Origin of the sequence: Halanaerobium hydrogeniformans (genome assembly GCF_000166415.1) — a bacterium.
In the GTDB taxonomy this organism is placed as follows: Bacteria; Bacillota; Halanaerobiia; order Halanaerobiales; family Halanaerobiaceae; genus Halanaerobium; species Halanaerobium hydrogeniformans.
Window position 1 is genome coordinate 652369 of sequence record NC_014654.1, and the last position, 15524, is coordinate 667892.

Sequence of the window (15524 nt, forward strand, 5' to 3'; positions counted from 1 at the left end):
GTAGAGAAAACTGGAGAAGTCGTGGAAGGAGTAGAGATTATAGAAAGACCAGAAGAATTTAAGGTAAAAGTTAAGTAAGATAACTACCAGGCAGCTTGTAGCGGGGTTGCTCTGGTTTTAATAGATATTTTTCTTTGCTTCAATTAACTTTCATTCTTTTTATGCAAAAAACTCTTTTAGTGAATGGGAATCAATTAAAGAAAAAAATATTATACTTTCGGGTAATATCTAAAAACAACTTAAATTGTTATACTTAAATATATATAATCTTATACCATATGACAACATATGAAGGGAGAGAAAAAATGAAATATGTATCAACTATAATCATTGCTTTATTAATTTTATTAATTTTTTTAACATTAGCTTCCCCTATTTTAGCAGAAGAGTTTGATAGAGCAGCAAGAATTAATCTAAGGGGAATTACTGGAGATGATTTTATTGCTCAAGCAGGAGTGCTTTACCCCTTTAGGAATAGGGAGGATTCTCTCTGGTATTCTGATGTGAGGTATCGGTTTAGTGATGATGATATTGACGAATGGAATTTGGGTTTAGGCTATAGAAGAAAGTTAGATAATTATGATAACAGATTAGCAGGAGCTTATATATTTAGAGACAGGCGAAATGAGTTCGATCACTACTGGGATATGTGGACCTTAGGTGGAGAAATTCTAACAGATCAGTGGGATTTTAGGTTAAATGCCTATATAAGTGATGATGATGAAGTATTAGCACCTGGTAGTACTGTTGGTGGCGGTGGATTGGATGTAAATGATAATCAAGAATTAATTTTGACTTTAGGTAATGAGCTATATTATAAGTCGATGGATGGGTTAGATCTTGAATTTGGTAGAAGATTTACAGAAACAGATTCAATATTTAGAAATGTCGGTGTTTATGGTAGGTTATTTAGATTTTCTGAAAGTGATACTCCTACTATAACAGGTAGGCAGATAAGAATAGATAAGCAGTTTGGAGATGTAAATAAAACCAACTGGAAATTAGGTGCCATGTGGAGAGATGATAATGTGAGAGATAGCAAAGTAGAAGCTACTTTTGCAGTATCTATTCCTTTTGGAAGAAGCACAGCAGCAGAAGTAGAAAAAGAAGATAAAACAAAAGCAGATATTTTGGAAGCCAGAATGACAGAACAGCCAGAAAGGGATTTAGATATTGTAGTAGGAAAAGCAGTTGTTGAGAATGGTATGGCTGGAGAAGTAATAGTAGTTGAAAATCCTGTTTTAAAAGGTGAATCTATAAGAGTATGGTATGTAACAGGTGATGGGGAGTATTTTGCTTCAGGCTCAAAAGATGATCCGATTAGAATAGAAAGAATTGAATATACTGGAGATGCTCCTAAAGAAGGAGATATTATAGTTTTAAGTGGTGCAAGTGGAGATATATTGTTGAATTCAGGTAATATTACAACATTAGGAATACCTGATCTGGATTTTATAGAACTTAAAGACTATCAGCAGTTGATTTCTAAAAGAGGTTATGCTGTAGTGAAAACTGAAGTTTCAGGTGAATTAAAAGAATTTGAATTCAGACCAAATGTAGAGCAGGCAACTTTAAAAATTAATGGTGGTTTTACTGGTGATGGTGCTATAATACTAAATCAATACAATACTGTTTCAGGATTAGATATAGTTAATAATAGCTTAGAAATATATGATAACAATACCGAGACAGATATATATAAAGGTATTTATCAGCAAACATTAGATGTTAATAATGCTCCTGATATCAGAGATAATAAAATAGAAAACTTTGATATTGGTATATTCTTTGAAGAAATAGCGGGATCCAATAACCAAGATAAGATAGATAATTTGAGAACATTTGATACAGAATACGAAAAAATGAATGAAATAACTGGAGCAAAGATTGTAGCTGTCCATGACCATTTAATAAGAGACTGGTATGATTTAAATTCAGTGAGATACAACTTAGCTGGAGTTTATATAATGAAAGGTAATTTAGATTCTGATACAGCTGGATATGATCAGTTAGCCAGTGAAAATGCTAATGAAAACAAGGGATGGGAACCTTTAGGAGATGATAATGAAAAGTTTTCTGGACATTTTGATGGGCAAGTTTATGAGATAAGTAATCTATATATCAGTAGAACAACAGAACGCGAAGTTGGTTTATTTGGATATATTGAAAGTGGTTCTTTTATTGAGAATGTGGGCTTAATAAATGTTGATGTCGAAGGTGGAGATTATAACGTAGGTTCACTAGTTGGCCGTAATGATGATGGAAAGATAGCAAACAGCTATGCAGCAGGTAATGTTGCAGGAGATAATAATGCAGGTGGACTGGTTGGACGGAATAATGGAATTATAGTAAACAGCTATGCAGAAGTTGATATTACAGGAAATGACCTTGTAGGCGGACTGGTTGGTTATAATTTTGATGGGGCAATAGATAACAGTTATGCAGCAGGTGATGTTAAAGGAAGACAAGAAGTAGGTGGACTGGCAGGCTGGAGTTATAAGGGAACGATAGATAACAGCTATGCAGTAGGTGATGTCACAGGAAATGAACGTGTAGGTGGACTGATTGGACGGAATGATGGTGGAACGATAAAAGAAAGCTATGCAACTGGTAATGTTATTACAGGAACAAATACTTATTCAGCTCATTTAGGTGGATTGGTTGGAGACAACGAAAATGGAGCGATAGTAAAAAGTTATGCTGAAGGTGATGTTACAGGAATGAATGATGTGGGTGGACTAGTTGGACGGAATAAGGATGGACTGATAAAAGAAAGCTATGCAACAGGTAATATTGAAGGAGAACGTAGAGTAGGTGGACTGGTTGGATGGAATAGAGATAATGCAACGTTAGAGAACAGCTATGCAACAGGCAATGTTACAGGAACGGTTGAAGATGTAGGTGGATTGGTTGGATACAATTATTTAGGAACAATAGAAAACAGCTATGCAGCAGGTAATGTTACAGGAGATAATAATGTAGGTGGATTGATTGGACGGAATAATGATGATGAACAAACAAATAACAGTTATTGGGATATTAATTCTTCAGGCCAAAAAACATCAGCTGGTGGAGAAGGTAGAACTATAGAAGAAATGATACAACAAGATACATTTGAACCAGAATGGGATTTTGAGGATAATTGGGTTATAATTGATGGAGAAAGTTATCCATATCTTCAATGGCAGGGAGAGGAAAATATTCCTTATCCACCTGCTGGCTAAAAAAAAAGAAAACCCTACTAAAGAAATATTAATTATCATTTATAGTAGGGTGACCGTTAGGTTATTTGTGGATCGGGTATAATTAATTAAACAGTTTTTTCTCGGACATGATATAATAAGATAATAACAAACTAAAATGGAGGAAAATATCATGCCTACAAAATATCCTGAAGAAATCAAAAGAAAAGTTGTTGCTCTGGCCAATAATGGTAAAAATCAAACTGAAATACTCAATGAATATGGAATGGCAAGGTCCACACTTCATAAATGGATAAAAGACTATAATAACTCAGGTTCATTCAGCGCTAAAGATAATAGATCTGATAAAGAAAAAGAATTAATTAAATTACAAAAAGAAAACAAGCAGTTAAAAATGGAGAATGATATTTTAAAGCAAGCGGCGCTGATAATGGGACGAAAGTAGCAGTTATTAAGGCAAACAGGGATAAATACAGTATTAGCGCCATGTGCAGAGCACTCAATATATCAAGGGGTATGATCTATTATACCCCTAAAGAAAAACAGGTTGATGTTGAACTAGAAAGCGAAGTGATTTCCATTTACAAAGCAAGTAGAAATCACTATGGAACCAGAAAAATCAAAAGAGAATTAGCTAAAAAAGGTTATCAGGTGTCCAAGCGAAGAATAGGTAAAATAATGAAAAAATATAATCTAGTTTCTACTTATACTAAAAAACAATACAAAGTTCATTCTCCAAGCTGTAATGAAGATAAAATTGCCAATATTGTAAACAGAGAATTTAACAAAGAAGAAGCTCTAGACGTTGTTGTCAGTGATTTAACCTATGTTAATGTAAAAGGAAAATGGAACTATGTCTGTCTGATCATAGATCTCTTCAACCGTGAATTTGTTGGTTATGCAGCAGGTAAAAAGAAAAATGCCGAATTAGTAACTGAGGCTTTTAAAAGTATTAAAAGACCACTAAATCAAATTAATATTTTACATACTGATAGAGGTAATGAATTCAAAAATAAAGCTATCGATGATATTTTAGTCAGGTTTGATATTGAGCGTTCTTTAAGCAATAAAGGATGCCCATATGATAATGCAGTGGCAGAAGCAGCCTTTAAAGTAGTTAAGACTGAATTTGCTTATGACAGAATATTTAACAGCTTTGAAGAGCTGGAATATGAGCTATTTGACTATGTTAACTGGTATAATAACCACAGAATCCACGGGTCGTTAGATTACCTAACACCTGTTGAATATAGATATTTAATGTTCGATAAAAAATTGTTGTAAAAAGTATTGACAATCCATTTGATTTTAATAATTATTCTTCACCATAATAGTAATAGTTTTCATAAGTATAATAAGAGCTTTTATTGACAGGATATTTATTTAATATAGTACCTAAGATATTTGCTTCTACCTGCTCTAAACGCTGTTGAGCTTTTTGAAACACATCTTTGCGGGTTTCATTACATTCAGCTGTAATAATAACTCCATCAACTTTTTGTGATAAAAGCACTGCATCTGTAACAGGTAAGATTGGTGGAGCATCAATTATTATAATATCTGCTTTTTCTTGTAAATTTTCTAATACTTTACTCATTCTTTTTGAACCAAGCATTTCAGCTGGATTCGGTGGGATAGGACCGGCAGGTAATATATAAAGCCCGCTTTGATCACATTTAGCAGTTAATTCCTCAAGATTTTCTTTTTCACCAGAAAGATAAGAGCTTAATCCCTGAAAATTGGGAAGACCAAATAATTGGTGCAGCATTGGTCTTCTCAAATCTGTATCAAGCAAATAAGTTGTATTACCTGTCATTGCAAATGTTATAGCTAGATTAGAAGCCATAGTTGACTTACCAACACTTTTTTCCGCTCCAGTTATCATTATGATTTTAAGATCTTCATCTGGACTCATGAATTGAAGATTAGTCCTTATAGTTCTAAAGGCCTCTGTGGCTGGTGATTTAATATGGTGGAGAGCGACCAGTTTGTCACTGTTTAATTCACTTTTTTTATTTTTCTTTTTCATCTTGATCCTCCTCACCGTAATTTTTATGGTGATCTATCTCATCTAAATCAGGTATTATTCCAAGTACTGGAAGGTCTGAAATGTTTTCCAGATCATTTTCATTTTTGATTCTATTATTTAAGAACTCGAGCATGAAGATAATAAATACTGCTAACATTAAAGCAAGTACAGCTGCAATTGCTATATTTAAAGTTAAATTAGGTCTAACAGGGTTTGTAGGTAAATGAGCAGCATCAATAACAAATATGTCTGAGGTCTGCATTGCCTGTTGGATACTTATTTCTTCTTTTCTGTTTCTTAATAGTAGATAAATTTCTTCAGTAATATTTTTTTCTCGCTGAAGTCTTAAATAATGAAGTTCTGCTGCTGGAAAAGCTGCTAATTCTTCTTCTACTTCAGCTGCTAGATCTCTATAGGAATTCACTTTTGCTTCTGATGTGACCATCTGCACTTCAAGATTGATAAGCTGGTTGTTAAAATCGCTATATAATGGATCAGTTCTTTCTATTCTACCAGCCATAATTTCTTCTGTCTTTTCCCTGAGTCTCGCTTCAAGAGAATCTATTCTTGCCTGGATATTTAGTACTTCTGGATGTTTTTTAGTATATTTTGTTTTAAGTCCTTCAAGTTCAGTATAAAGAGTATTTAGTTGGGATTGTATTTCAGTAATTTCAGGATTGCGGTTTAAAGATTCATCTCTATCTACTGATTCAAGGGTATTATTAATTTCATTGATGCTTAACTGGGCTTCCTCTTGCATAATTTCAGCTTCCAGCAATTTAGCTTCTAGTTCTGTAGAACGACTTAAAAGGCTCTGTGCTTGAGTTTCTGGCATTAGAATCTCATTGTTTTCTCTATAATCTAAAAGTTCATCTTCTAAATCTAAGAGCCTATGCTGAGTATTTTCAAGCTGAGAATCTATAAATTCATTTGCTGCTCGCAAAGAAGCTTGATTTAATTCTCTGATCTCATACTGCATGTTCTCGACCAGAGAATCAGCTATTTTTTGAGCAATTGCTGGATCATTATATTCAACCTCAATGGTCATTAGATCAGATTCTCCACCTGACTGAATAGAGATATTCCCTCGTAAAGCACCTGCTGATATATATTCTCCAGCTTCATTTTTTAGTTCCACATCTCTAATTACTTTGTCTAAAATGAGGCGGCTGGTAAATATTCTGCTATAAGTGTTAATGGTTTTTTCATTACGACCTCCAAAAGCAAGTTGTTCTTCAAAGAGACTAGCTGCTCCACTGTCAGTTTGTACCATAACTAAAGTTGAAGTCTGATAAATTCTTTCCATCTGTTGAGTTAAAAAAAATGAAGCAATTATTGCGATAGCTACTAAGGCAATAATTAGCCATTTTTTGTGCCAGATTATCATAAGATATTCTCTTAAGTCTATTTCGTAAATTTCCTCGTTATTTATGTAGTCATCCTGCATTTTATCGCTCCTTACCAACTTATATCAAAAAAGTCTTTGATATTATTAAAGCCGCTAAACATAAAGAATACGCGTGACCAGTTTATTGAGTCTTCTTCTCCGATAAGAACCAGGTCACCAGGTTCTAAGACAGGATTTGCTGCGAGATTATTATTTTCAAAGAAGTCTTCTATATTAATTTCTCTCATTTCTCCTTCTTTGTGAATCAATCTTATTTTCTCTAAATTAGCTCTATCTGAAGTATTACCTGCCTGAGCTATTAAGTTGGCAAGTCTCATATCTTCATTCCATTCATAGCTACCTGGACTTGATATTTCTCCTAGTATTGTTACCTGCTCTACAGCAGAAGGAATATATACAGCATCCCCTGCTTTTACAACAGGATTCGAATCACTTTTTGCAGCTAAAGTATCTTCTAATTCAAACTCTATCGGCTCACCATCTGAGATCAAACGTATTATATCTCCAGAATTTTCGGTAACACTACCTGCTTGAGCTAAAAATTCATTGAGGCGTATTTCCTGTTCGTGTTTAAGCTCATATTGACCAGGGTTTCTTACCTCGCCCTGAATCGAAGCATTAAGTATTTCTCTTTCTGGAACAAAAATTTGATCACCATCTTCAAGTTGATAGTTATCTTCCTGGTTATTGCCTCTTAATAGTTCTTTTAAATTAATTGGAATCTTCTGGTCATTTCGCTGCAAATTTGTTTCTTCTGCAGCTGCATTTTCTCTTATTCCACCGGCAAGAGAGATAACATCAAGCAATTTATTATCAGCTCTAACCTCAAAACTGCCTTCGTTTCTGACTGCCCCCATTACTATTATTTCTAATTTTCTATGAGATAAGATACTGACATTGACTTCAGGATTTATTATATATTCTGCAAGTGAAACTTTAAGTTCTTCTTTAAGTTCATTTATACTTTTACCTTCAGCTTCAATTGTTCCCACCAGGGGATAAGAAATTCTTCCATCTGGATCTATAGTTGATTCTCTAGTTAAATCCTGATGACCCCAAACAGAAATAGAAATCCTATCACCAACATTTAGCTCATACTGTTGGCTTAAAACTGGAGTTGTTATTAACAATATTATAATCGTTGTTAATAATATTCGTTTTATTTGCAAAGATACTCCTCCTTTTTAGATCAAAAAAGAAAAAATATTATTCAATATGCTTTTTTCTTCTCTTTGAATTCTAAAGTTTTTTAATTCTTTATTATTTAGAACAGACTGAGCATTAGCTTTAAATATTTTTGAACTACCGTTTTTTATTTCTTCCGCTCTTTTAAGTCCCTGATCAAGGGTAAATGATCTTTTAATTAAACCATGGGTATCTGAGGCCATAAGATGGCCTAAACCCAGTCTCAATAATTTTTCAGCCGTTGCTTGGGCTTTTTGGCCATGATGCCCCAAAAATGAAGAGCTGTTAAAGATTAATTTTAAATCATATTCTTCCAGCCATTTGTATAAAATGGTGTAATCTTTTTGGACATAGTGGTATCTTTCGGGATGAGCTATTATTATCTTAGCTCCCATTGCTTTTAAATCATGAATCACATCAAAAAAATATTTCGGATATCTGTTGAGTGATGTTTCTAACAAGAGATAATCCGAATGACCGATAGATATTAATTTGTTGTTATAATATAGTTCTGCTGTATTTTGGCTTATAAGTATTTCTGATGCTTTTATTAATTTTATATTAAGGTCAGCTGCTCGAATTTTTTCTTGCAATAGTTTAAATTTATTGTTTATTTCACTTTTATAATTATCATATTTATAAATTGGGAAGTGTGAAGATAATGCTACTTTTGTTACTCCTCTTTTTTCCATAGTTTTTAAGATTGCCAGAGATTCTTCAAGAGTGGATGCTCCATCATCTATCCCTTGTAGTAAGTGAGTATGTAAATCTATCATCTTTATCACCTAATTCCTATAAATTCCATATTAATTATAGCATAAGCCATTTAAGTTAACAAGAGCTTTTATATAATTTTACTTTCTTTGTTAAATTATAGTCATTTAGCTAAACGAGAGTGGCTTGTGGAGTTCCTTGTTAATAATCATAATATTGATGAAAATAGGCTTCAGCCCTATGGTGTTGGTCCACTTGCTCCTCAGGCTACCAATGAGACAGAAGAGGGAAGACAGCAAAATCGGCGGGTGGAACTGGTTAAACCTTGAGCTGAAAAAGATGATATACAACCCTCCGGGCTTAACTGGAGGGTTTTTTGATGGAAATTATGTTTTTATTTAATTATAAATGTTATAATAAAGAAAAAGTGAAAATATTTAATTTTAGAAGGGAAAATTTTATCAGCTTTATAGGAGGATTGGGATTATGAAGCAAAATAACTTAAAACAATTTTTATCATCTTTAACTAAAAAAGACCTAACTGAAATCAGACAGTATTGGCAGTTTGGAGGAATCAGTCAGCTAAATAAAGCGGAATTAATTGAAGCATTAGATGAAAGAATCAAATTAAACCTTAAAGATTGCTTAAATTATCAACTTTCAAGAAATATTGAATTTATAGAAAAAGTAATTGCAGAGCAAAAAAGCAACAATCGAGTTGAAGTTAACTTTAGAGATATTTTACCACCTACCCTTTATAATTTTTATTACAGAGGGATAATAGATCTAAAAGATAATGAAGAAGAAAGCTCAGTCAGAATTCCGGCTGATTTAGTCAAAGAGATTAAAGAGATCATTAGTGAACCTGAGTTTAAAGAACAAATCAAAGAAAACGAAGAAATTATGACTTTTGTTCGCGGTTTATTAGTTTATTATGGAGCGTTAAGTGGAAGTCAAATTTATGATTTTTATGAAAAATACTATAATAATAAAGAAAAAACATATTCTTATATTCATCTATTAAACTTAGTAGAAGAAACATATTTCTCAAGTTATGATATTGAACGCCATAATTATTATTATCTTGACCCCGGAGTTTTGAATCCAAAAAATATAATTGATGAAATAGAGATGAGACCGAGCATCGATTATTATCTGCCGCACAAAAAAGAAATACTCTATGCAGGAAGCAATGAAATAGAGAAACTTAATTTTGTGCAGCGCAAATTCAAAAAAATGCTTAAAAAGGATTTTCCAATTAACGATGATACAGCAGAGGATATTCTCTGGGAAATGATGCTTGACATAAAAAATGATTTAAATTCAATAATAACCTTTCAAAAATTTGCTGACCAATATAGTTTTAAAAGTGAAGAGCAGACAGACGAGTTTTTGCGGCAGTTAAATGAGCTGCACAATAATACCAGGATGTGGATTCTTAAAGGTCATAGCCCAGCCGATATTTTTGAAGAAGAAAGAAAACATTTAAAACCTCTGCCTAAAAAGAAATATAATTCTGGCTCAGTTGGAAGTCAGACCGTTGTTAAAGGCGAAAAGGTTGGCAGAAATGATCCCTGTCCCTGTGGCAGTGGAGAAAAATATAAAAAATGCTGTCTGGGAAAAGATAATAACAGATAATAATTTAAGATTTAAGTTTTTTTCATTGTTTTAATCCTTTTTTTGGTATATAATATAACTGTTAGTTAGTACAGATTTTATATTTAATTTTCACTATGGAAACCCGGGAGAAAGGAATGGTGAGATTAATTGGCTGAAGATAAGGCTTTAGATCAAATCCTTTCTAAAATGGAAAATATGGATAATAAAATGGAGAAAATGGATTCAAAGCTAGAAAGTTTAGATTCTAAGGTAAGTAGTCTTGATTCTAGGGTAGAAAAGATGGATTCTAAAGTAAGCAGCATGGATTCTAAAGTAGGCAGTCTTGATTCTAGGGTAGAAAAGATGGATTCTAAAGTAAGCAGCATGGATTCTAAAGTAGGTAGTCTTGATTCTAAATTTGACGGAATCGAAAATATATTATCTAACTTCAGAAATGAATTTGATGACTTTAGAGAACAAACTGATGAGACACTTGCTCGAATTGAACATAGAGCAGATGCTACTTTTGAACAAACTGGCATGCTGAGTGAATTCAGGACTGAAACTCTATCAGGAATTGATGATCTAAAAGATGATATTAATTTTTTTATCAACAAAGAAGCTGAAAATGAAAAAGAGATATATAAATTGAAGCAGAAAATAATAAATAACTAAATATGATTAGTCTAAAAATCGACCCTCTGGTGCTCAACCAGGGGGTTTAATTATCTGTTACAGATATTAAAATGCTTACAAACATTTAAAATTATAAAAAATCGCTGTTTGGAAAAGGATAATATGCTATAATATAAATAAATTATTTAAAAATTTAGATAAAACAATATATTTAATATTTTTGGAGGTATTTTAATGAAACATAATATAGCGTTTATTGCTCCTTATAAAAAAATGGGTGAGGTTTTTAATGAAGTAGCTAAAGAATTAAATCTTAAAATACCAATCTATATTGGTGATTTAGAAGAAGGTGCTGCAATAGCTGTTAAACTTGAAGAAGAGGGAACAGATGTTATTATAAGCAGAGGTGGAACTGCATTAAGCATTGAAAGTAAGGTTATGGATGTACCAGTAGTAGGAGTTAATGTAAGTGGTTTTGATTTGATTAGAATAATTTATCAGGCTAAAGAAGAGACTGATAAAATAGCTGTGGTTGGTTTTGACCCCTTTACTTCGGGTATCAAACAGTTAGGTAATATTTTAGACATTGAGCTTGAAGTATTAACTATTGAACCGCGATGGTCTAATCAACCTTATTATATCGAAAATAAATTAAATGAATTAAAAGCTAAAAATTTTAATTGGGTTGTTGGAGATAATATTTCAGTAAAAATAGCTAAAAAACTAAATATGAATGCTCTTTTAATTAGATCGGGGAAAGAGGCCTTTGCTCAGTCTATAAAAAAAGCTCAAGACATTGCTGAAGTTAGAAATAAAGAAAAGAAAAGAGCCCAGAAAAACAAAAGTATTATAAATTATGCCTATGAAGGAATAATTAGTATTGATCAAAATGGTATAATAAATACTTTCAATCCTCAGGCTGCAAAGATTTTAAATAGAAAAATATATAAAGTGCTTGGTGAAAATATTAAAAATGTTTTCCCAGATTTTGAACTCGAAAAATATATTTCTCTTAAAACAAGAGAAGAAAATAAAATTTTAACTGTTAATAAAATAAAAATAGTTGCAAATATTATCCCAGTAACTATTAATAAAGAGCTTTCAAATATAGTAATTACCTTTCAAAAAGGTAAAAATATTAAAATTGCCGAAAAGAAACTGAGAGAAGATTTAAATTATAAGGGTTATACAGTCAAAAATAAATTTTCAGATATTATTGGTAAAAGTAATGTATTAAAAAGAATAAAAGAAGAAGCCAAAGATTACGCTCAGGTTGACCTTCCTTTATTGTTATTTGGTGAAACAGGTACGGGTAAAGAACTATTTGCACAATCAATTCATAATCATTCTCCAAGGCGTAATCAACCATTTGTAGCCTTCAACTGTGCTGCGCTGCCCGAAAAATTAATTGTAAGTGAATTATTTGGTTATGTTAGTGGGGCATTTACTGGTGCAAAAAAAGAGGGTAAAGAGGGTTTGTTAGAACAGGGTAATGAAGGTACTATTTTTTTAGATGAGATTCAGGAAACTTCTTTAAAAATTCAGGCCAGATTACTACGCTTTCTTGAAGAAAGAAAGATTAGAAAAATTGGAGATAATAAATTGACACCTGTTGATGTAAGAATAATTTTAGCTACAAATAAAGATCTTGAAGAAATGGTAGAAAACAAAGAATTTAGAGAGGATTTTTATTATAGAATCAATGTTTTAAATTTAAACCTTCCTCCTTTAAGGGAGCGTAAAGAAGATATTGCAGAACTGGTAGAGTTTTTTATAAAAAAGGTTAATGCAAAGGTAAATATGAATATTAAAGGCATAACTGAAGAAGGAATTGAAATTCTAAAAAAATATCACTGGCCTGGTAATGTAAGGCAATTAGAAAATGTAATAGAAAAACTGGTCATTCGTTCTAAATCAGATTATATTCTAACTGATATGGTCAGAAAAACTGTTGCTGAATTAAAAATGCCACAAAAAAAGAAAAACAAGCTTAGCGGAAATAGAAATATTATTGATCTAAATAGAAGTTTAAAAGAGATTGAGAAAGAAATTATTTTAAAAGTTCTGGCAGAAGAGAATGGTAATAAAACAGAAACAGCTAAAAGACTGGATATTGGTAGGACAACAATTTGGAGACATTTAAAAAATGAAGTTAATTAATGTTTCAAAAATAAACTATATTTCATAATGAAACACCAATTCGGTTCATTTTGAATCGAATTGGTGTTTAACTTATTTTTAGAGTTTGAAAAAAGAATAAATTTGCTAAATTATTTAATTTAAAATATTTTTCTCCTGCTATTTGGCTTCAAAACCATAATTTAATGCATAAAATAAGAAATTTTCTAAAAAATCTGCCTTTTGGCATAAATAATGCATTTTAACTTTAGTAAGTAAATATTTTTCGGAGGTGATAAAAATTGATATACATAATTGCTGATGACCTTACTGGAGCAAATGATACTGGAGTACAGTTCCATAAACAGGGTTATGAAGTGAAGGTATTAATAGAAGATTTAACAGAAATAGATCTTTTTAATGAAAAGCCAGAAAAAAAGGTAGGTGTTATTGATACAGAAACTAGGGAAAATAATTTGACCGAAAGTAATGTCAAATTAAATAGATTATTTAAAGATTTGAAATTCAAAAAAGAGGATATTATATATAAAAAAATTGATTCTACATTAAGAGGTAATATAGGTTCAGAAATAGAATTAATTATGAATTTTGCTAATAAGGATTTAACAATGTTGACTCCAAGTTTTCCTCAAAATAAAAGATTTACTATTGGTGGTAATTTAATTGTAAATGATGAACCTTTAGGTAGCAGTGAATATAGCCAAAGAAATATTGATGCTGGTGAAGCTTCATATATACCATCAATTATAAATTTGCAAACTGATTTAGCAGTTGGGAAAGTTGAATTAAAAGATATAATCAAAGGTAGAGAAAAAATATTAGAAGAAGTAAAAAAATTATATGATCAGGGAAAGAGAATTATTGTTTTAGATTCTATTACAGAAGAACATTTAAATGAAATATTATCAGCTGGTGAAAATTTAGATAAAAATGTTTTATATTCAGGTTCTGCTGGGTTTGCCAATATTATTGCTAAAAGATATTCATTGGATAACAAAAAAAATAATTTTTCTTTAAATGCCTCTCCTTTTTTAATAATTAATGGCTCGAGGAACAGTATTGCTAATCAACAAATAAATTATTTGAGCAAAAATAAAGAACTTTTTATTTATGAACTTGATGTTGAGAAAATACTGAGCAATAAAGAGGCAAGCAGTTTCTTTTATGATGAAATTATTCAAAAATATGAGAATCAAAATTACATAGTAATTAGACCAGATCCTTATTATATGGATGAAAAGATAATCAAATCTCTATTAAAAGAAAAAGATATTTCTTTCCGTTATTTAGGAGAAAAAATTAGAGATAGTCTCGGTAGTTTAGCTAAAAGGATAATAAAAGAATATGAGATTAAAAACTTAATGGTTACTGGTGGAGATACTCTAATAGGTTTATGTAAATTATTGAAGATTAATAAAATGAAAATACTTGCTGAAATTAGTGAAGGTATACCGATGGTTGAGCCAATAACATTAGATATAGAAAACAATTTTAAAATAATCAGTAAAGCTGGAGGTTTCGGTGAAGTTGAGACAATAGATAAAGTCATTAATAAAATGTTGAGGAGGATGAAATCAGAAAATGAATAAAGCCATTATAGCAATTACAATGGGTGATCCTGCAGGAATTGGAGCAGAAATAATAGTAAAAGCTTTAAACAATAAAGATATTTATGAGAAAGCTAATCCAGTGGTGGTTGGAAGCTCTAATTTCTTAAAAGATGCAGTGAACTTAATTCCATCTAACTTAAAAATTAATCCTGTCGAATCTGTAGATGATATTAAGGGAGAATATGGGACAATAGATGTAATGGATTTAGAAAATATCCAATTAAGTGATATACAATATGGTGTTGTAGATAAAAAAGCTGGAAAAGCTGCAGTAGAATATATTTTTAAGGCAATAGAACTAGCAAAAGAGAAAAAAATTGATGCTGTAGTAACTGGTCCCATAAATAAAGAAGCTATAAATGCTGCTGGTTTTCATTATTCAGGCCATACAGAGATTTTTGCTGAAAAAACTGAGACAGATGACTATGCAATGATGCTGGCAGATGATGAGATGAAAGTTATTCATGTATCCACTCATGTTTCACTTCGTGAAGCCTGTGATTTAGTTAAAAAAGAAAGAATTTTAACCGTAATAAATCTGGCCGACCAGGCATTAAAAAGTCTGAGTATTAAGGAACCTAAAATAGCAGTTGCTGGACTTAATCCGCACTGTGGGGAACAGGGATTATTTGGTAGTGAAGAAGCGCGCGAAATATCCCCTGCTGTTAAAGAGGCACAAAAAGCTGGCATTAATGCTGAAGGTCCTATTTCTCCAGATACGATTTTTTCTAAGGTTAGAGGTGGTCAGTATGATATTGCAGTTGTAATGTATCATGATCAAGGGCATATACCAATGAAGGTAATAGGCTTTCAATATAATCAAAAATTAGAAAAATGGGAATCGGTAAGTGGTGTTAATATTACAGTTGGTCTACCAATTATTAGAACTTCAGTTGATCATGGTACAGCTTTTGAAATTGCAGGTGAAGGAAAAGCAAATCAGGAGAGTATGATCGAGGCTATAGAAATGGCAATTCAATTTACAGAAAATTAATAGGGAG

General features: G+C 31.7%; 12 protein-coding genes. 8 read left to right on the forward strand and 4 right to left on the reverse strand.

Annotation, left to right across the window (positions count from 1 at the left end):
- Nucleotides 1-305 precede the first annotated feature (305 nt).
- On the forward strand, nt 306-3224 hold the full coding sequence (locus HALSA_RS12355) for an inverse autotransporter beta-barrel domain-containing protein (protein ID WP_013405121.1): 2919 nt from the start codon (nt 306-308) through the stop codon (nt 3222-3224).
- Between the two features lie 136 nt (nt 3225-3360).
- A protein-coding gene (locus HALSA_RS02825) for an IS3-like element ISHahy2 family transposase (RefSeq protein WP_095522093.1) occupies nt 3361-4487 on the forward strand; the annotation gives its coding sequence in 2 pieces (ribosomal slippage) (nt 3361-3613 and nt 3613-4487; 1128 coding nt in all).
- Between the two features lie 31 nt (nt 4488-4518).
- Here the strand turns inward: HALSA_RS02825 and HALSA_RS02830 are convergent.
- Genes HALSA_RS02830 through HALSA_RS02845 form a run of 4 tightly spaced genes read right to left on the reverse strand, consistent with a single transcriptional unit; the run spans nt 4519 to nt 8601 of the window.
- Nucleotides 4519-5232 carry a CpsD/CapB family tyrosine-protein kinase gene (locus HALSA_RS02830; protein ID WP_013405122.1) on the reverse strand — a complete coding sequence of 238 codons (714 nt, stop codon included), beginning with the start codon at nt 5230-5232 and terminating at the stop codon, nt 4519-4521.
- Nucleotides 5216-6679, reverse strand: a complete 1464-nt coding sequence (locus HALSA_RS02835) for a GumC family protein (RefSeq protein WP_013405123.1) — start codon at nt 6677-6679, stop codon at nt 5216-5218. Before HALSA_RS02835 ends, HALSA_RS02830 begins: the two co-directional genes overlap by 17 nt.
- 11 nt (nt 6680-6690) lie before the next feature.
- Entirely contained in the window at nt 6691-7809 is a 1119-nt protein-coding gene (locus HALSA_RS02840; protein ID WP_013405124.1) for a polysaccharide biosynthesis/export family protein, read from the reverse strand.
- 15 nt (nt 7810-7824) lie between these two features.
- The gene (locus HALSA_RS02845; protein ID WP_041595772.1) at nt 7825-8601 is read right to left on the reverse strand and encodes a tyrosine-protein phosphatase; all 777 of its coding nucleotides are present in this window, start codon (nt 8599-8601) and stop codon (nt 7825-7827) included.
- Nucleotides 8602-8727: 126 nt separating this feature from the next.
- On the opposite strand from HALSA_RS02845, the gene HALSA_RS12770 reads away from it, so the two are divergent.
- From HALSA_RS12770 to pdxA, 6 genes are all read left to right on the forward strand, one after another.
- On the forward strand, nt 8728-8868 hold the full coding sequence (locus HALSA_RS12770; protein ID WP_013405126.1) for an OmpA family protein: 141 nt from the start codon (nt 8728-8730) through the stop codon (nt 8866-8868).
- 157 nt (nt 8869-9025) lie between these two features.
- Complete coding sequence (locus HALSA_RS13310; protein ID WP_013405127.1) at nt 9026-10177, forward strand: YecA family protein; 1152 nt, start codon at nt 9026-9028, stop codon at nt 10175-10177.
- 129 nt (nt 10178-10306) lie between these two features.
- Nucleotides 10307-10813 (forward strand): hypothetical protein, encoded by a 507-nt coding sequence (locus tag HALSA_RS02855; RefSeq protein WP_013405128.1) that lies wholly within the window; start codon nt 10307-10309, stop codon nt 10811-10813.
- A gap of 195 nt (nt 10814-11008) precedes the next feature.
- The gene (locus tag HALSA_RS02860) at nt 11009-12934 is read left to right on the forward strand and encodes a sigma 54-interacting transcriptional regulator (RefSeq protein WP_013405129.1); all 1926 of its coding nucleotides are present in this window, start codon (nt 11009-11011) and stop codon (nt 12932-12934) included.
- A 260-nt stretch (nt 12935-13194) separates the two neighbouring features.
- Complete coding sequence (locus tag HALSA_RS02865) at nt 13195-14502, forward strand: four-carbon acid sugar kinase family protein (protein ID WP_013405130.1); 1308 nt, start codon at nt 13195-13197, stop codon at nt 14500-14502.
- The gene (pdxA, locus tag HALSA_RS02870; RefSeq protein WP_013405131.1) at nt 14495-15517 is read left to right on the forward strand and encodes a 4-hydroxythreonine-4-phosphate dehydrogenase PdxA; all 1023 of its coding nucleotides are present in this window, start codon (nt 14495-14497) and stop codon (nt 15515-15517) included. Before HALSA_RS02865 ends, pdxA begins: the two co-directional genes overlap by 8 nt.
- The last annotated feature ends 7 nt before the right edge of the window (nt 15518-15524 follow it).

Coding starts and splice junctions, on each gene's coding strand:
- HALSA_RS13310 (WP_013405127.1), top strand. CDS start 9,026: ATGAAGCAAAATAACTTAAAACAATTTTTATCATCTTTAACTAAAAAA.
- HALSA_RS02835 (WP_013405123.1), bottom strand. CDS start 6,679: ATGCAGGATGACTACATAAATAACGAGGAAATTTACGAAATAGACTTA.
- HALSA_RS02830 (WP_013405122.1), bottom strand. CDS start 5,232: ATGAAAAAGAAAAATAAAAAAAGTGAATTAAACAGTGACAAACTGGTC.
- pdxA (WP_013405131.1), top strand. CDS start 14,495: ATGAATAAAGCCATTATAGCAATTACAATGGGTGATCCTGCAGGAATT.
- HALSA_RS02860 (WP_013405129.1), top strand. CDS start 11,009: ATGAAACATAATATAGCGTTTATTGCTCCTTATAAAAAAATGGGTGAG.
- HALSA_RS12355 (WP_013405121.1), top strand. CDS start 306: ATGAAATATGTATCAACTATAATCATTGCTTTATTAATTTTATTAATT.
- HALSA_RS02845 (WP_041595772.1), bottom strand. CDS start 8,601: ATGATAGATTTACATACTCACTTACTACAAGGGATAGATGATGGAGCA.